Raw genomic sequence first — 17407 nt, forward strand, 5'->3', positions numbered from 1 at the left:
CCACACCCGAGCCATTACGGTGTGCCCAGTCCCTGGCACCCCGGCCGCTGTGGCACCGGCCTTAGGCGGCGGTGAGGGTCCGGTCGGGGGCGACGGGGGGGGCGACATTGATGACTTCAGCGACCGTGGGGGGCGGGCTCCGGGAACGCCGCAACACGGTGGACATGACCGGCGTCGCGGTGCTCACCGCGTGTGCCGTGTGGGCGCTGCTGACCGCCGCGGCCCGCGGCGGACGGCCCGAGGGCGTGCTGCTCGCCGTGCTCGCGCTGGCCGCCGGCTATGCGGGCGGGCGGGTCTGCGGTGCGGTTCTTCCCGTCGGCACGTGCGCGCTGGCCGCGCTCGCCGGCCTGGGCCTCGCGGTCGCGGCCTGCGAGCGTGGCCTGCCCGGCAACGGCACCGGCTCGCCGCTCGGCCACACCGGCGCCGCGGCCGCCCTGCTCATCCTGTCCGCCGGCGCGGCCTGCTGCGGAGCCTGGGCGAGTGCGCGCCCGGCCGTGCGGCTCGGGCTGCGGCTGCTCGCGGTGGGCATCGCCGCGGTCGCGGCGGTGCTCGGATCGACGGCCGCCCTTGCCGGGTGCACCGCTGTGATCCTGTGCTCCCTGGCGGCGGCTTTGATGCGCCGTCGCGGCGTAGGCCTGGCAGGCCTCGCGCTCACCGCGGCCCTGGTGGTGGCCGCCTCGTGGGCGGTGGCGAAGAAGGTGCTGCCCGAGGGTCTCGCGGTGTCCCTGGAGGGCCAGCTCACCCGCCACCGGATCGTGCTGTGGCAGGACGCGCTCGCGCTGGCCGAGCACGATCCGGTCCTCGGCGTGGGGCCCGGCCGCTACGGGGAGTTCAGCAACACCGCGCAGCAGGCGCTGCACCCGGACGGAAGACCGCACTCCGCACCGCTCCAACAGGCGGCGGAACAGGGCCTGTTCGGTGTGCTGCTGTTGGGCGCGGTGTTCTGCTGGCTGCTGTACGCCCTGTGGCGCTCGCCGCACTCCACGCCGGTGGCCCTGACGGCGGGTGCCGCGCTGACGGCGCTCGCAGCGGTGGCGGTGGTCGGCAATGCGCTCAGCTTCGCGCCGGTGACCGCCGGCACCGGCCTGCTCGCAGGTCTGGCCACGGCCCACCCTTGGGCTGAAGACCTCAGTCCCGAGCTGCCCGACACCACCGACGGGCCCTTAGGAACGCGTCCCTAGAGTGCGGGATTACGCAGAACGCCCTGGTGCCGGCGGTTCAGGCTCCTGCCCTGATGCGCACGGCTCACGCTCCTGCCGTGGTGCCCGCGGCCAGCATCCGCAGCCGGTCCCGGATGACGCGTACCGCCTCTTCGGCGTCATCGACGGTCACGGTGAACTTGCGGCCGTCACCGAGGCTGAGCACCACGCCTTCGCCGTGGCGCACCACTACGGCGGTGCCCTTCTCCGGGCGCCAGCGATACCCCCAGCCGCCCCACTGCCGAGGACTCACCTTGGCAGCCACTTCGGCTCCGACCACATGGGTCAGCGGGATCCGGCGGCGCGGCAGACCCATGTGCCCGCAGCGCACCTCCATGCACTCCTGGTCGACGCGGACCGCGACGTGCACGAAGGCCAGCGTCCCGAACAACATGAGGAGCCCCGCCGCAACACAGCCGACGACGGCCATGACCAGCGGGCCGAGCCCGGAGGTCCACGGGGAGTCGACGGCGAGTTCGATGCCGAGCGCCATGCACGCGGCGCCGGCGAGAGCGAGCAGCCACTGCATACGGTTGGTCGCTCGACCGGTCCAGACTTCGGGTGCGGGGGCGCTCTTGCCCGGCTCGCTGCGGGGGTGGTCCCTCATGTCGTGCAGGCTACTAGCGATCCGCTCCGAAGGCAGCAGATCGCGGAGCGTTACCCCTACACGTGACTCCCCTTGTTCCTCATGCGCTCACGGGGATCACAACGGTTCAGTGCGCGGTACGCACAGCGCCCAGAAGACGGCCTTCGGCGTAGGTGAGCGCGGCCTCGGGCAGGGCGGACTCGCGGCCGCTGAGCAGGACGGTCAGGGTCCCGGTCGGCTCGGCGTCGGCCTTGGCGTCCGTCCCGATCCGGCGCAGTGCCTGCGCGGCCACGGCACCCGCGCTGCCGTGCAGGACCAGCGGCGGCAGATCCGGATTCTGTACAGCCGTACGGATACGCTCCGCCACCAGTTCGTAATGGGTGCAGCCCAGGACGACGGACCTCACATCTGACGGCGTGAGCGCGGCAGCGGCGGCCACGGCACTGTCGATGGCCGCCTCGTCCGCTTCCTGTACGGCGTCGGCGAGACCGGGGCAGGGCACTTCGACGACATCGACGCCGCCCGCGAACTCCCGGATGAGGCCCCTCTGATAGGGGCTGCCCGTCGTGGCCGGGGTGGCCCAGATCGCCACGGGCCCGCCGCCCGCCGCGGCCGGTTTGATCGCGGGCACCGTGCCGATCACGGGCAGCTGTGGTTCAAGCTGTGCGCGCAGCAGCGGCAGGCCGTGCACGGACGCGGTGTTGCAGGCGACGATCAGAGCGTCGGGACCGTGTGCCGCGGCGGCTTCGGCGGCGGCGAGCGCACGCTGGGCGATGTCTTCCCCGGTACGGGGGCCCCAGGGCATGCCGTCCGGGTCGGAGGAGATGACGAGGTCGGCGTCGGGCCGCAGGCGGCGTACCACAGCGGCGGCTGCGAGCAGTCCGAGTCCGGAGTCCACGAGCGCGATCTTCACCCGGTCACCATAGTCGATCGGCCATGCGGGCCCTGCCTCGTGGGGCAGACTCCCGGGGATGAGCGCCGTTGCGTGGATCGCCGTCGTGTCCTTGGCCGCCTGGCTGTGGCTGCTGCTCGGCCAGGGTCTGTTCTGGCGTACGGACCTGCGCCTGCCGCCGCGCCGTGAGCCGGACGACTGGCCCTATGTGTGCATCGTGGTGCCCGCCAGGGACGAGGCCGCCGTGCTGCGCAGGAGTCTGCCGTCGCTGCTCGCCCAGGAGTATCCGGGCCGCGCCGAGATCGTCTTCGTCGACGACGGCAGCACGGACGGCACGGGAAAGCTGGCGCGCGCCCTCGCCGACCGGCACCGGGGGCTGCCCCTGACGGTGACCTCGCCAGGTGAACCGCCCACGGGCTGGACGGGAAAGCTGTGGGCGGTACGGCACGGCATCGCGCACGCGCGTGCCGCAGCCGACCCAAAAGCCGGGCCACGCACGCGAGGTGAGTCCTGGACGCCGCCACGCGCGCGTGGTGAAGCCGGCCCCGACGCCGCACGCCAAGCCACGGGTGCGCCGGAGTATCTGCTGCTCACCGACGCCGATATCGCCCATGAGCCGGACAGCCTGCGGGAGTTGGTGGCCGCGGCCCGCACGGGCGGGTTCGATCTCGTCTCCCAGATGGCGCGCCTTCGGGTGGCCAGCGTGTGGGAGCAGCTGGTGGTGCCCGCCTTTGTGTATTTCTTCGCGCAGCTCTATCCGTTCCGCTGGGTGGCCCGGGAAAAGGGGCGCACGGCGGCCGCCGCAGGGGGCTGTGTGCTCCTGCGCGCGGATGCCGCGGAGCGGGCCGAGGTGCCCGACGCGATCCGGCATGCCGTGATCGACGACGTGGCGCTCGCCCGCGCGGTGAAGCGCAGCGGTGGCCGGATCTGGCTCGGCCTCGCCGAACGGGTCGACAGCGTGCGCCCTTATCCGCGGCTGAAGGATCTGTGGCGGATGGTCTCGCGCAGCGCCTACGCCCAGCTGCGGCACAACCCTCTGCTGCTGCTCGGCACGGTCGCCGGGCTCGCCCTGGTGTATCTCGCGCCGCCGGTGGTCCTGTTGGCCGGACTGTTCGCCGGAGCACCGGTCGCGGCTGTCGCCGGCGGCGCCGCGTGGCTGCTGATGACGGCGACCTACATGCCGATGCTGCGCTACTACCGGCAGACGCTGTGGCTGGCCCCGCTGCTGCCCGCGACAGCGCTGCTCTACCTGTTGATGACGGTCGACTCCGCAGTGCAGCACTACCGGGGCAGAGGCGCCGCCTGGAAGGGGCGTACGTACTCACGCCCGCAGCGGGCCCGGCGTCCCGGGGGCGGCAGAGGAACCGAACGCACCGAGGCCGCGCCCGACCGGTGAGGGACGCTGCCGGGCGCCCTCATTTGCGCCCGGGTGTCCAGTCCATGCCCCAGCCGTACGCGTAGTCGAGGGTGCGCTGCATGCTCACGCCGCGTTCGGGGACCAGATAGCGGGCCTCGCGCCGCACGACCAAGTCGCCGCCTTCGTTGGTGAGCAGGGCCAGGGCGCACACGGTCGAGGGCACCGTGCACTCGTCCAGGTGAAAATCGATGGGGGCGCCGTTCTGGGGCGTGAGGGTGACGGTGGCGTCAAGGTCGGCGAAGCTGCGCGCCCCCTCGTAAATGGTGACGAAGATGAGAACGCGCTTGAAGTCGCGCGCGTGGTCGAGGTTGATGGTGAGGTTCTCGCCGCTCGCCCGGGCTCCCGTGCGGTCGTCGCCGTCGAGGTGGATGTACGGCGCCTGGTGCAGCGCCCCGAAGGTGTTGCCGAGCGCCTGGACGACTCCCTTGCGGCCGTCGGTGAGTTCGAAGAGGGCGCCCAGATCCAGGTCGAGGTCGGCGTGCATGGCCATGGCCCGGCCGAGTTTGGCGCCCCAGCCCTTGAACTGCTTGCGCACCTGCCAGTTGAGGTGGACCCGCATCGCCCCCGATGTGCCGCCCTGCTTGGTGAGGGAGACGGCGGGCGCCTCCTTGGTGAGCGTCACCTTGCTGAGGCTGATGGGTGCGGCGGCCGGCGGCGTCGCGGGCTGCGGCGGTGCCGACGGTGGCTGCTGCGGGGCGGCGGCGGCCGGCGCCGGGGTGAGCGGGGGCGCGGCGGGCTCCTGCGGCTCGTCGACGCTGATCCCGAAGTCGGTGGCCAGGCCGGCGAGCCCGCTGCCGTAGCCCTGGCCGACGGCACGGAACTTCCAGGCGCCCTGGCGCCGGTAGAGCTCGCCGAGCACGAAGGCGGTCTCCACCGTGGCGTCCCCGCTGTCGTAGCGGGCGAGTTCGCTGCCGTTCGCGGCGTCGAGCAGCCGGATGTGCAGTCCCGGAATCTGTCCGAAAGCGCCGCTGTCGGCGGACGCGGCCAGCACGACGGTCTCGATATCGGGCTCCACGCGCGCGAGGTCCACGAAGAGCGTGTCGGTCACCTGCCCGCCCGAGGGCTGTTTGCCCTCGTGGCGCACCGCGCCCGAGCTGTGCGCGGGCTGGTTGTAGAAGACGAAGTCACCGTCCGAACGCACCTTGCCCGCGGCCAGAAGCAGCGCCGACGCGTCGGCGTCCGGCACTCCCGGGCCCGACTGCCATCCGATTTCGATCCGGACGGCCTCGGCGGGCACCGGAGCATTCGATCCTTTGGGCATTGACATGTCCGCCCCCATTGCGCGTCGTCGAGTCGAAGAGTCGGTGAACGCCCACCGTAAGGGGAGCTGTTTCGTTCCCCGGCCAACCTATTCCCCGGGGCGCGTAGCGGCCCAACTCAGGGCGACAAGATCACTGGTCAACCCCTGGTAACGGGTCCTTTACACGATCAACAAGCCAAACGGCGACCGTTTTTAGCCGAGTTCGTTCGGATTGAGGACGCGCGACCACTGCCGACACGGAAAACAACCCTCTTATCGGTCTCCCCAACCAGCACATCGTGGGCTTAACTTATGTGCCATGACCTCCCCCCGCTCCACCTATGGCGGCGGTTACTACTCCGCGCCGTCCTTCCCGGACACCCCGATCTACGACTCACTCGTCGCCGAGCGGGGCACCCCGCAGATCGCTCCGATCCGGGTTCCCTCCGCGTACGACACGGGCAGCAGTCTGCCCGCGCTCCCGGCGGCCCTGCCCGCCCTGCCGGCTGCGCCTTCACCACACACCTCTTCGTACGGCCATGGAGCCGTCCCGCAGCCCGCGCCGCTGCAGCAGGCCCCCGCCCCGTACATCCCGCAGCAGTCCGGCGGGCCGCGTGGCTATCCGGGTGCGCAGTCGCAGCAGCGGCCGCTCGGCGGGACGGGTTACGAGGCGATGCGCCCTGCGGCTCCGCGGCCGGCCCCGACTCCGTACGACGACCCGTACTACCGCCAGCAGCCGGGCGGCCGCGGGTACTGACGACCGGCCGACGACGGGGCTGTCGGTGCCTGCTGGCAGGATGGCCCCATGCCGAAACCAGCCCTCCATTCGCTCCATGTCCACCCCCTGAAGTCGGTGCGCGGGTACGCCCCGGCCGAGGCGGTCGTCGAGCCCTGGGGGCTTGCCGGTGACCGGCGGTGGATGGTCGTGGAGCCCGAAGGCCGTTACGTCACGCAGCGCCAGCAGCCACGTCTCGCGCTGATAGCCGCCGAGTCGCTGCCCGGCGGCGCGATCAGGCTGTCCGCGCCCGGTCGTGAGCCGCTGACGGTGGAGGTGCCGCAGGACCGGGACACGGTGCCGGTGGAGGTCTGGAAGGACAAGGTGGAGGCCGTCCCGGCGAGCGACGCCGCGAGCGCCTGGATCGGCGACTGGCTCGGCACCGAGCTGCGTCTGGTGCATCTGGACGACCCGGCGGTCCGCCGCCCGATCACCTCGGAATTCGGGCGCCCCGGCGAGACCGTGAGCTTCGCGGACGGCTTTCCGCTGCTGCTGACCGCGCTGTCCTCGCTCGACGCCCTCAACTCCCTGATCGCACAGGGTGACCACGCGGACGAGGGCCCGCTGCCCATGAACCGTTTCCGGCCCAATGTGGTCGTGGACGGCACCGCCCCCTGGGCCGAGGACGACTGGTCGCGGATAGCCATCGGCGAGATCACCTTCCGGGTGACCAAGCCCTGCGGCCGCTGTGTGGTCACCACGACCGACCAGAGCAGCGCCGAGCGCGGCAAGGAGCCGCTGCGCACGCTCGCGCGGCACCGCCGTTTCGGCGATCAGCTGGTGTTCGGCCAGAACCTGGTGCCGGAGACCACCGGCACACTGCGCGTGGGCGATCCGGTGGAGATCCTCGAATAGCCTCGGCGGCCCGGGGAACCCGGCTGCGGTGCACGGTCGTTGAGCTGGACGGACGCCACACAGGCGCCGGCCCAGGCATGGCCGTCGGGTCGAGGACCGCGACACCGGGATTCGAGCCGCCGGGTGTCCCGTCGAAAGGGGCCGGTCGCATCAGTGGGCCGGACGGGCACGACGCCCATGAGCTTTACCGGTCACTGAGCGGAAGCGGCCACTGAGCCGTACCGGCCACGGTCTTCGCGGCGGTGGTCACGGTGTGCGCGGCGACTGGTCCCCGTGGCCGGGTTTGCCGTCGGCGGACCGCCGAGAAGGGTGATTTCGCTCTCTCTTGGGACCGACCACGCTTGGACCGTGCCGTTGCAGGTTATGACGGACGCGGAAGGGGGGTGCAGGATCGTGCGGGCAATCGTCGGGCTGTGGCGCTGGCGGCACAATCCGCTGCGCCGGACAACCGATCTCACCGAGGCCTGGGTGGCGCTCGTGGCCGCGGCGCTCATCGCTGTCGCCGCGCCCCTCGCGGGCAGCGTGGCCGGTGCACTCGCCCAGGACGCCATGCACCGGTCGGTGCAGGCACAGCACGAAAACCGCCACCAGGTGCGGGCGACGGTGGAGCGGAGCGTGACCCAGCCGCCGATGGACCCCGACCCCGAGACGTCATCCGACCGGGACGGACACCGCAGGGTCATCGCCAACTGGACGGCTCCGGACGGCAGCCGGCACACGGGCACGGTCATGGCCACTCTTGACGCCGCCGAGCCGGGCGACCGCTTCACGCTCTGGACGGACGCCGTCGGCAGGATCGTCGCGCGCCCCATGGACACCAGCACCGCGACGACACACGCCGTTCTGGCGGGCCTGGGAGTCGCGGCCGCCGTCGGCGCGGCCGTGGAGGGCGCGCGGCGCCTCGTCGTATGGCGCCTCGTGCGCAAGCGGTACGCGGGCTGGGACAGCGAGTGGGCGCAAGCGGGGCCCGACTGGGGCCGTACCGGAACCGGCAGCTGACGGAGCAGCACCCCGCCACGACCCCCGCGCCCGCCCCCGTCGGCCCGCGGGCCACACAACAACCGCACACGTCACTGCCCGAGAGCGGTGAACTCCCGCTCCCCGCGCACGCTACGGTGGACCGCAGATCCGTCGCGAACGCACGAGGTGGGGGCACAGCAGCGCCATGGCACAGGGCACGGTCCAGGTGACGCACACCGGCACTTCGCGGTGGCGGCGCCGCACGGGCGAGTACGGCTCGCTCGCCGCGGCCCTCGAAGCGGCCGGAGACGGCGATGTGCTGACCGTCGCGCCGGGAACGTACCGCGAGAACCTCGTGGTGCAGCGCGCGGTGACGCTGCGCGGCCCCGAGGGCTCCCCCGGTTCCGTGCGCCTCGCGCCGGCCGACGGTGTGCCGCTGACCGTGCGTGCCTCCGCCGTCCTTCAGGACCTCCAAGTGGAAGGGCAGGACGCGGCCGCGCCCGCGGTCCTTGTGGAGGACGGGGCGCCCGAGTTGAGCGATCTCCGAGTGGTCACGCGCTCTGCCGCCGGGCTCGAAGTGCGCTCCGGCGCGCGGCCGACGGTGCGCCGCTGCACCGTCGACAACCCGGCCGGGGTCGGTATCGCCGTACTCGACGGGGCCGGCGGGGTCTACGAGGAGTGCGAGGTCGTCGCCGCCGGGCAGAACGGCGTGGCGGTGCGCGGCGGCGCCCACCCGCGCCTTGAGCGCTGCCGGGTGCATCACGCCTCGGGCACGGGCATCTCGGTGACCGGTGAGAACTCCGGCCTGGAGGCGCTCGGTTGTGAGGTCTACGAGATCAAGGGCACGGGTGTGCAGGTCACAGGGCGGGCCGTCGCGCATTTCACGGACTGCGATGTGCACCGTACGACCGCGGACGGCATCACCCTCGACACGGACGCGGTGCTCACCCTCGCGGACTGCCGACTGCACGACATCCCGGAGAACGCGGTGGATCTGCGCTCCCGGTCGGTCCTCACGCTGACCCGCTCCACAGTGAGCCGCTTCGGTCGCAACGGCCTTTCCGTGTGGGACCCGGGCACGCGCGTGGACGCCAACCAGTGCGAGATCCATGACAGCACGGGTGACTATCCGGCGGTATGGGTGAGTGACGGTGCGACGGCCGTGCTCGACGCCTGCCGGGTGCGTGACGTGCCCGACGCGCTGTTCGTGCTCGACCGGGGCTCGCGCGCCGACGTCGTGGACAGCGATCTGTCCCAGGTGCGCAATACGGCGGTGTCGGTGAGCGACGGCGCCACGGCGCAGCTGGACGACTGCCGGATCCGCGAGGTCGCCACGGGTGCCTGGTTCCGCGACCACGGCAGCGGCGGCACGCTCTCCGGGTGCACGATCGACGCCGCGCAGACCGGCGTCATCGTCACCAAAGGCGCGGATCCCACGGTCGAGCGCTGTGCCGTCACTTCTCCTTCAGAGGCGGGTTTCTATGTGTCGGCGGAGGGCCGGGGCAGCTTTGTGAACTGCCGGGTGACCGGCAGCGGCGGCTACGGCTTCCACGTGCTCGACGGCTGCCGTACGTCGCTCAAGCGGTGCCGTACGGAGCGGTGCGCGCGCGGTGGCTACGAGTTCGCGGAGGACGGGCCGCTGGTCGAGGAGTGCACCAGCGACGAGAGCGCCGGTGTACGGCCCGCCACGGCGCAGGAGCCGGCCGTGCAGACCGCGACGCAGACGACGGGCCTGCTCGGCGCCGTGCCCGAGCAGCGGCCCACCGAGGCCCCTGAGGAGCCCGTCCGCAGCTCGCAGGACGTGCTCGGTGAACTCGACACCCTGGTGGGCCTGGAGAGCGTCAAGCGCGAGGTGCGGGCCCTCACCGACATGATCGAGGTCGGCCGCAAGCGTCAACTGGCCGGTCTCAAGGCGGCGTCGGTCCGCCGCCATCTGGTCTTCACCGGCTCCCCCGGCACCGGTAAGACGACGGTGGCGCGGCTCTATGGCGAGATCCTGGCCTCGCTCGGTGTGCTCGACAAGGGGCATCTGGTCGAGGTGTCGCGGGTCGACCTGGTCGGCGAGCACATCGGGTCGACCGCGATCCGCACCCAGGAAGCCTTTGAACGCGCGCGTGGCGGTGTGCTGTTCATCGACGAGGCGTACGCGCTGTCGCCCGAGGACTCCGGGCGCGACTTCGGCCGGGAGGCCATCGACACGCTGGTGAAGCTGATGGAGGACCACCGGGAGGCGGTGGTGGTGATCGTCGCGGGCTACACGGCGGAGATGAAGCGTTTCCTTTCCGTCAACCCCGGGGTGGCGTCACGGTTCTCACGGACCATCACCTTCGGTGACTACGCCCCCGAGGAGCTGCTGCGGATCGTGGAGCAGCAGGCCCTCGAGCACGAGTACAAACTCGGCGGCAGCTCCTCCGAGGCGCTCTTGAAGTACTTCACGGCGCTGCCCAAGGGCCCCGCTTTCGGCAACGGCCGTACCGCGCGCCAGACGTTCGAGGCGATGGTGGAACGCCACGCGGGCCGGGTCGCCCAGATCGCCGACGTGAGCACGGACGATCTGACGCTGCTCTACCCGGAAGATCTGCCCGAGCTTCCCTGACCACGCGGGCTTGATCCACCACCTCGCACCCACTCTCAAGTCCCGCCTCGGTCTCAGCCGAAGGGCCCGATCAACGTGCTCGAACTGCCCTCCGGCTGACCGCAGTCGGCATGGCGCTGCTTGGGTACGGCGCCGGGGCGAAGGCGGGCGAGGAGCTTGCCGCGCTCCTCGGCGAAGGTGGGGTCGGCCTGGTAGTCGCCGTGGCCGAGGACGGGGGCGGGCAGGGGCTGCGCCTCTGTGCGGCCGTAGGCGAGCGGGTCGGCGAGGGCCGGCTGGTCGACGTCGGGGCCGCAGGCGCCGGGCAGGCCGATGGGGCCGCCGATCGGGTCGGTGGGCCGGTGCAGGTTGCGCCAGCAGTCGAGTTCCTGGTGCAGCGCCATCAGGGCATGCGGACCGAAGTGCGCGGGGAACCAGCGTCCGTACAGGCGCTGCAAGGGCGAACCGTAGGTGAGCAGGGCGACGCGGCGGCGTACGGAAGGGCGCAGCTGCCAGACCGCGGCGGCGGCGAGCACGCTGCCCTGGGAGTGCCCGGAGATGACGAGGCGGCCGCGGGTCTGCCGGGTCCAGGTGGCCATGCGCCAGGTCAGGTCGGGTACGGCGCGCTCGGCGTAGCAGGGCGGCGCGAAGGGGTGGGCGGCGCGCGGCCAGAACGTGCCGACGTCCCACAGGATGCCGATCGTGCGCCGCGCGGAGGGATCGCGGTAGGCACGGCGGCCCCAGGTGACGAAGAGTATGAAGCCGAAGCCGATCAGCCAGGAGCCAAGGGCCTGGGTGGTGTGGGCGACGCCCTCGATGAAGACCGGTGCGCCGTCGGCTGCTTCGCCGGGGACTTCACCGGTGCCCCAGGCGCCGACCAGGGCGGTGGCGCCGAGCAGCAGGGTCACGGCGGCGACGATGCCCGCGATGACGGGCGCGTGGTCGGTGAGCGCGGCGCGGGCGCGGGTGCCCGCGATACGCCGGGTGCGTTCCCTGTCGGGCTGTTTGACCTTGTAGTCGACGAGCACCTGGTTGATCTCCAGGAGGCGGCGCTGCCAGGTGCGCAGGCCGAGGAGCGCGGCGAGCAGGAGCACGACGACGAGCAGGACGGGTATCACGGCGGCCTGCCAGGTCAGGAACACGGGCGGGCCGAAGAAGCCGGCGCCGTCCTCGCCGGGGGTGGCGCCGCCGTCCAGCCAGTCGCCGACGCGCTGCGCGATCCCGCCGGACATCACGCCGCCCAGGGCGCAGGCCAGCATCGCGACCGCGGGGCCGCCCAGGCCGCCGAGTACCGTGCCGTGCACGGGAGTTCGGCGGTACAGAGTCCAGGCGAGGACTGCGAGGCCGAGCACCAGGAGACCCTGGACCAGGGCGATGGCGCCGAAGGTCTCATGGCCGGGGAGGCGTCCGGTCGAGCGCCAGGCGGGCCGGTCCCAGGCGGCGTAGACGAGGGCGAGCAGCAGGACGCCGAGGGCGGCGACGGGCAGGACCTTGACGAGTTTGTCGAGGTGTTCGTCCAGCTTGCTCTCGCTGCGGCCGCGGCGGCACACCACCCACACCACGATCGCCGCGCCGAGGACGAGAACCGTCTCCAGGGCGGTGCCGAGCACTTCCATGACGGCGCCGCCCTCGCGGCGGTCGTGACGCACGGCGGAGGTGCCCACGGCGGCGGCCACGGTGAGCAGGCCTGCCGCGGTGTGCGCGGCGCGCAGCCGGGCCACCAGGCGCCGCCCGTACCAGAAGCCGGGCTGTCCCAGGGCGCTGCGCGGGCCGTCCTCCTCCGGCTCGCTCTGGCCCGGCCAGGGCTGCTGGGACTCGTACGCGCTCCAGGTTCGCTGCGCCAGGTACCAGAGCAGCCCGGTGAGGGCGGCGGGCACGAGTGCGGCGAGCGCGAGGCGCCGGCCCGGCTGGGTCCACCAGCCGCCGGCTCCCGTCTCGGCCGGTGCGAGGAACCCGAGCCAGGCACGGTCCTCGGCGCACGCGCGCGTGCCGGCGCACTGCCAGGCCGTCAGGTCGAGTGCGACCTCGCAGGCCGCCGCCACGAGCAGCACGGTCAGGGTCAGCGCTATCAGGCGTACCAGCACCTCATAGGTGCGTACCGTCTTCCTCAACCCGCGTGCCGTGGGCCGCATCCAGTGCGCGAGGTTGACCACCATGAACGGCAGCAGCAACAGCCACAGGGCGCGGGCGCCGTTGCCCGAGGTCAAGTTGGACCAGACGTACGCCTCCGCGACCGGTGTGTCCCGGTAGTCCTCGGGCCTGGTCTCCGCGTCGACGTCGTCCATGCGCCGGTAGACGGCGGCCGTGGTGTCGCCGGTGATACGGACGGTGCTCGGGTCGTTGAGCATCTCCTGCGGCGTGGTGCCGCCGACGCCGTGGACCAGCAGCTCCAGGGCGGTCTCGTCCGCCGGAGGCTGTGGAGTGGTCTCTTCCGCCTGTGTGCTCTGCACTGTCGTGCGGCTCCCCCGTGAGTCCCCCTCTGATGGTGCGGACACAAGGATCCCCGGTCGTGGGCCCGATGGGCACCCCTCGTCACGGAATCTCCCCGAGGTGTACGGTCCCGCCGCACGCACAGGCGATGCCACGGCTGTCGGTGGCGCGTGCGAGGATGAGAAACCCTCACGTCAGAGTGTTCGCGAGCGGACACCGGGGCGGAGAGGCAGACGGCGTCGAGGCAGTTGACGGAAGGACCGGGGATCGGGCGTGAGCGAGAATCAGAACCTCCTCGCGGAGCAGCGCCGCGCCATGATCGTCGACGAGGTCCGGCGGCGCGGCGGGGTCCGCGTCAATGAACTCACCCGGAAGCTCGGCGTCTCGGACATGACGGTCCGGCGCGATCTGGACGCGCTGGCGCGGCAGGGTGTTCTCGAGAAGGTGCACGGCGGCGCGGTCCCGGTGATGGAGGCGAGCACGCACGAGCCGGGCTTCGAGGCCAAGTCGGGCCTGGAGCTGAGCGCCAAGGAGGACATCGCGCGTGAGGCGGCCGGTCTCGTGGCGCCCGGCAGCGCGATCGCCCTGTCCGGCGGGACGACGACGTATGCGCTTGCCCAGCATCTCCTGGACGTTCCGGATCTGACCGTCGTGACCAACTCGGTGCGGGTCGCCGATGTGTTCCACTCCGCTCAGCGCGGCGGCGGCAAGGCCCAGGGCGCGGCGACCGTGGTGCTCACCGGCGGGGTGCGCACCCCCTCGGACTCACTGGTGGGCCCGGTCGCGGACCAGGCCATCGGCTCGCTCCACTTCGATGTGCTGTTCCTCGGTGTGCACGGCATATCGCTGGAGGCGGGTCTGTCCACGCCGAACCTCGCCGAGGCGGAGACCAACCGGCGGCTTGTGCAGTCCGCGCGCCGTGTCGTGGTGGTGGCGGACCACACCAAGTGGGGCACGGTGGGCCTGAGTTCGTTCGCCGCGCTTGAGCAGGTGGACACCTGGGTGACGGACGCGGGGCTTCCGGCGGAGGTGCGCGCGGAGATCTCCGAGCGGGTGAACCGCCTGGTGGTGACCGGTGACACGACTGTGGAGCCCGGGGCGGGGCCCGACTCCGGGGCCCCTGCAGACATCTGACACGCCCTCAGCTATGGTGACGGGGCCCGGTCAACCGCCGTTCTCACTGGGGGTAGAGAGCCCATGGCCCGCCGACTGAGCCCCATGGGGCCCGAGTTCGTGACATCGGCGCCGGTGCGCCTGGTCTTCGCCCGGGAAGTGTCCGCGCCGCCCGCGGCCGTCTACCGCGCCCTGGCCGAGGACGTCGAGGGCTGGCCCTCCTGGTTCAGGGCGGTCACACTCTGCCGCCCCACCGGCGGCGGCACGGGCCGTGAGGTCAAGCTCATCGGCGGTACGCGCTTCGCGGAGACCATAGTGGCCGCCGAGCCGGACGAGCGGTACGCGTACCGCGTGGACGAGACCAACGCACCCGGCCTGCGCGCCCTGGTCGAGGAGTGGCGGCTCACGGCCTCCGGCTCCGGGACGCGGGTGCAGTGGACCTTCGCCGCGGACGGCTCGGCACCTATCCGTCTCGTTCTGAAGGCCGCGCGCCCCGGCATGGGCCAGGCCTTCCGCGACGCGGTGAAGACCCTCGACAAGCGCCTCGCGGCCAGCCGCACCGAGCACTGAGCCACGCCCTGGGACGGTGAGGGCCCGGCACTGCACCGAGGGGTGCCCACAGACCTGGGGACACGAGGGGTGCCCACAGACCTGGGGACACGAGGGGTGCCCTCAAACCTGGGGACACCCCTCGCTCCGGCCGCGCTCCCCCGCCCAGTCCGGCCGCGCCCCGGTCACTCCGGCCACACCCCCGTCGCGAGCAGCGTCTCGATCGTGGCTGTGTAAGGCGCTATGTCCAGGCCCTGCTCGGCCAGCCATGCGTCCGAGTAGTACTTGTCGAGGTAGCGGTCGCCCGGGTCGCAGAGCAGGGTGACGACGCTGCCGGTGCGGCCCTCGGCCACCATCTCCGAAACGATCTTCAGGGCGCTCCACAGGCCGGTGCCCGTCGAGCCGCCGGCCCTGCGGCCGATGGCCTGCTCCAGGGCGCGGACGGCCGCGACGCTCGCCGCGTCCGGCACCTTCATCATCCGGTCGATGGCGCCGGGCACGAAGCTGGGTTCCATCCGCGGGCGGCCGATGCCCTCGATACGGGAGCTGGAGTCGCTCGTGGCCCCCGGGTCGTTGTCCACCCAGCCGTCGAAGAAACAGGAGTTCTCGGGGTCGGGCACACAGATGCGGGTGTCGTGCTGCATGTAGTGCACGTAGCGGGCGATGGTCGCCGAGGTGCCGCCGGTGCCCGCCGTGGCGACGATCCAGGCCGGCTCCGGATAGCGCTCCAACCGCAGCTGCTGGTAGATCGATTCGGCGATGTTGTTGTTGCCGCGCCAGTCCGTGGCCCGCTCCGCGTAGGTGAACTGGTCCATGTAATGGCCGCCGGTACGGACGGCGAGGTCGGCTGCCTCTTCGTACATCAGGCGCGAGTCGTCCACGAAGTGGCACTGGCCGCCGTGGAATTCGATCAGCCGGCACTTCTCGGCGCTCGTCGTGCGCGGCATCACCGCGATGAACGGCACACCGATCAGCTTCGCGAAATACGCCTCCGAGACGGCGGTTGAGCCGCTGGAGGCCTCGATCACCGGCCGGCCGGGCCTGATCCAACCGTTGCACAGGCCGTAGAGGAACAGCGAACGGGCCAGGCGGTGCTTGAGGCTGCCGGTGGGGTGGGTCGACTCGTCCTTCAGGTACAGGTCGATGCCCCAGTGCTCGGGCAGCGGGAAGAACAGGAGATGGGTGTCGGCCGAGCGGTTGGCGTCCGCCTGGACCTTGCGGACGGCCTCTTTCAGCCAGTCCCGGTAGTGCTTGTCGCTGCGGTCCACGTCGAGCGTGCTCGTCGCCGCTCCCGCGCCGGACTGCTGTGTGATGCTCACCGCGCCGCTCCTTCACGTCGTGCCCGACGCCTCGCGAAACCGGCCGGACAGCTCGATGATAGACACCCTGCGCACGCTTCTCACCTGCATAAACACCTCTTTGAGAGCCTCAAAGGCAGAGCTGTCACAGCAGTCGCTGCAGGGCCGGAGCACCACCGGCGCGAGAGGGGCGCAGAGCCGCGCAAGAACGCACGTTTGCGGCCTTAACGCCCCCATGGGCACTGGTGCTCGAGCCGCCTTGCGGGCAGACTGCACCACAGGTCAACGGATCACAGGTCGACGGACCACGACAGCACGAGGGGGCGAGCGGCATGACGGAGCCGGAGTTCACGGCCACGGGCGTGCGGATCGGGCGGCGGCTGCGCTCGCTCACCCGGGCCGGGCAAGTGCGCATCAGCGAGGGGCGCCTGGAGTTGCTCACCAGTTACGGCAGCGAGATCGACAGCGCGCCGCTGGCCGCGGTGTCGGCCGGGCGGCCCTGGTTCTCGCACGACGACAAGGCCGAGGCCATCGTCAACGGCACGCGCTACTCCCTGACGCTGCGCGGGGACGACCCCGCCCCCGGGGAGGCGGGGCCACCGGCGGCGCGCCGGTTCATCGACGCGGTACGCAAGGCGGGCGGCGGCGGGCGGCTCTCGCGCGCATGACGCGCGAGCCGAAGCACCGCGGGTGCGGGGCCTAAGAGGAGCGGGCGGGCGTCGAGTTGCACACCCGTACCCCCTGAGTCACCCTGGTCTCACATCACTCAGGGTTTACCGGCGGTCACGCTGTGACCCAGCTTTACCGCCTCAGCAGCAGGCAGCCACTGCGGGATCCCAGGGTCTTCGCCCTCCTTGCCGGGCGCTTTCCGGCGGACCGGCGCACTCCCGGGATCCGTTTGCCGTCCTCTTCCGGACCTCAATATTCGGGGAGTCGCAACCGTGATCAGCCAGCCAAGCAGGCACTGCACGGTGGAGCTCCAGGCCCTGCCGTCGCGCATCGGACAAGTCCGCAGAATCGTCTCTGCCCAACTGCGTTACTGGCACCTCGATCCGTTGATCGACCGTGCCGCGCTCGGAGTCACCGAGCTGCTCACCAACGTCCACCGGCATGCCGGGCCGGACAAGATGTGCACCGTGGAGATCGAGCTGCTCCTCGACCGGCTCACCGTCTCCGTGCACGACCACGATCCGCAGCTGCCGAAGGTACGCGCGGCGGACCCCTTCGACACCGGCGGGCGCGGGCTCGCCATGGTCGAGGCGGTCAGCGAGAGCTGGGGGGTGCGCCCCGACGGCGCCTCGGGAAAGGTCGTCTGGTTCACGCTGCCCGCGGTCTCCCCCACGGTCGCGCTGCCCGCCTGTCCCGCATACGGCACGCCTCCCGTGTACGACACGAAGGCCCCGTCCGCGTACGGAACGCCGACGCCTCCCCTGCACGACACCCGGACTCCCCGTACCCCCTACGACGCACAGGCTCCCGCCCGGCCGGCCGTTCTCGGCTGACCGGGCGGTGAGGCCACCT

The 17407-nt window shown here is 71.8% G+C and carries 15 protein-coding genes; 10 read left to right on the forward strand and 5 right to left on the reverse strand.

Annotated elements, in window-relative coordinates:
• Positions 1-110 precede the first annotated feature (110 nt).
• A complete protein-coding gene (locus tag ACFQVC_RS26880) occupies positions 111-1181 on the forward strand; it encodes an O-antigen ligase family protein (protein ID WP_381835272.1) in 1071 nt (356 codons plus the stop codon).
• Between the two features lie 64 nt (positions 1182-1245).
• Here ACFQVC_RS26880 and ACFQVC_RS26885 read toward each other — a convergent pair whose 3' ends face one another.
• Both ACFQVC_RS26885 and ACFQVC_RS26890 read right to left on the reverse strand, forming a co-directional pair.
• Complete coding sequence (locus tag ACFQVC_RS26885; RefSeq protein ID WP_381835274.1) at positions 1246-1806, reverse strand: hypothetical protein; 561 nt, start codon at positions 1804-1806, stop codon at positions 1246-1248.
• 106 nt (positions 1807-1912) lie between these two features.
• Positions 1913-2698 (reverse strand): glutamate racemase, encoded by a 786-nt coding sequence (locus ACFQVC_RS26890; RefSeq protein ID WP_381835276.1) that lies wholly within the window; start codon positions 2696-2698, stop codon positions 1913-1915.
• A gap of 58 nt (positions 2699-2756) precedes the next feature.
• On the opposite strand from ACFQVC_RS26890, the gene ACFQVC_RS26895 reads away from it, so the two are divergent.
• Positions 2757-4073 (forward strand): glycosyltransferase, encoded by a 1317-nt coding sequence (locus ACFQVC_RS26895; RefSeq protein ID WP_381835278.1) that lies wholly within the window; start codon positions 2757-2759, stop codon positions 4071-4073.
• A 19-nt stretch (positions 4074-4092) separates the two neighbouring features.
• Here the strand turns inward: ACFQVC_RS26895 and ACFQVC_RS26900 are convergent, their stop codons facing one another.
• Positions 4093-5355: a TerD family protein gene (locus tag ACFQVC_RS26900; protein ID WP_381835666.1), complete on the reverse strand. Its 1263-nt coding sequence runs from the start codon at positions 5353-5355 to the stop codon at positions 4093-4095.
• A gap of 298 nt (positions 5356-5653) precedes the next feature.
• On the opposite strand from ACFQVC_RS26900, the gene ACFQVC_RS26905 reads away from it, so the two are divergent.
• From ACFQVC_RS26905 to ACFQVC_RS26920, 4 genes are all read left to right on the forward strand, one after another.
• Positions 5654-6091, forward strand: coding sequence for a DUF6643 family protein (locus ACFQVC_RS26905; protein WP_381835280.1), 438 nt, complete (start codon positions 5654-5656; stop codon positions 6089-6091).
• A 48-nt stretch (positions 6092-6139) separates the two neighbouring features.
• Entirely contained in the window at positions 6140-6964 is an 825-nt protein-coding gene (locus ACFQVC_RS26910) for an MOSC domain-containing protein (protein WP_381835282.1), read from the forward strand.
• A gap of 393 nt (positions 6965-7357) precedes the next feature.
• Positions 7358-7963: an Rv1733c family protein gene (locus tag ACFQVC_RS26915; RefSeq protein WP_381835284.1), complete on the forward strand. Its 606-nt coding sequence runs from the start codon at positions 7358-7360 to the stop codon at positions 7961-7963.
• A 166-nt stretch (positions 7964-8129) separates the two neighbouring features.
• A complete protein-coding gene (locus tag ACFQVC_RS26920; protein ID WP_381835285.1) occupies positions 8130-10520 on the forward strand; it encodes a right-handed parallel beta-helix repeat-containing protein in 2391 nt (796 codons plus the stop codon).
• A gap of 53 nt (positions 10521-10573) precedes the next feature.
• Here ACFQVC_RS26920 and ACFQVC_RS26925 read toward each other — a convergent pair whose 3' ends face one another.
• On the reverse strand, positions 10574-12844 hold the full coding sequence (locus ACFQVC_RS26925) for a hypothetical protein (protein WP_381835668.1): 2271 nt from the start codon (positions 12842-12844) through the stop codon (positions 10574-10576).
• A 355-nt stretch (positions 12845-13199) separates the two neighbouring features.
• Between ACFQVC_RS26925 and ACFQVC_RS26930 the strand changes: the two genes are divergently transcribed.
• Together ACFQVC_RS26930 and ACFQVC_RS26935 are read left to right on the forward strand one after the other, a co-directional pair.
• Positions 13200-14060 (forward strand): DeoR/GlpR family DNA-binding transcription regulator, encoded by an 861-nt coding sequence (locus ACFQVC_RS26930; protein WP_381835287.1) that lies wholly within the window; start codon positions 13200-13202, stop codon positions 14058-14060.
• 63 nt (positions 14061-14123) lie between these two features.
• Entirely contained in the window at positions 14124-14609 is a 486-nt protein-coding gene (locus ACFQVC_RS26935; protein ID WP_381835289.1) for an SRPBCC family protein, read from the forward strand.
• A 164-nt stretch (positions 14610-14773) separates the two neighbouring features.
• Here ACFQVC_RS26935 and ACFQVC_RS26940 read toward each other — a convergent pair whose 3' ends face one another.
• Positions 14774-15907, reverse strand: coding sequence for a PLP-dependent cysteine synthase family protein (locus ACFQVC_RS26940; RefSeq protein WP_381835291.1), 1134 nt, complete (start codon positions 15905-15907; stop codon positions 14774-14776).
• A gap of 311 nt (positions 15908-16218) precedes the next feature.
• Here ACFQVC_RS26940 and ACFQVC_RS26945 point away from each other — a divergent pair, with 311 nt between their 5' ends.
• Together ACFQVC_RS26945 and ACFQVC_RS26950 are read left to right on the forward strand one after the other, a co-directional pair.
• Positions 16219-16554 carry a hypothetical protein gene (locus ACFQVC_RS26945; protein ID WP_381835293.1) on the forward strand — a complete coding sequence of 112 codons (336 nt, stop codon included), beginning with the start codon at positions 16219-16221 and terminating at the stop codon, positions 16552-16554.
• 273 nt (positions 16555-16827) lie between these two features.
• Positions 16828-17388 carry an ATP-binding protein gene (locus ACFQVC_RS26950; protein ID WP_381835295.1) on the forward strand — a complete coding sequence of 187 codons (561 nt, stop codon included), beginning with the start codon at positions 16828-16830 and terminating at the stop codon, positions 17386-17388.
• Positions 17389-17407: the final 19 nt, after the last annotated feature.

Origin of the sequence: Streptomyces monticola (assembly GCF_042665355.1) — a bacterium.
Taxonomy (GTDB): domain Bacteria; phylum Actinomycetota; class Actinomycetes; order Streptomycetales; family Streptomycetaceae; genus Streptomyces; species Streptomyces monticola.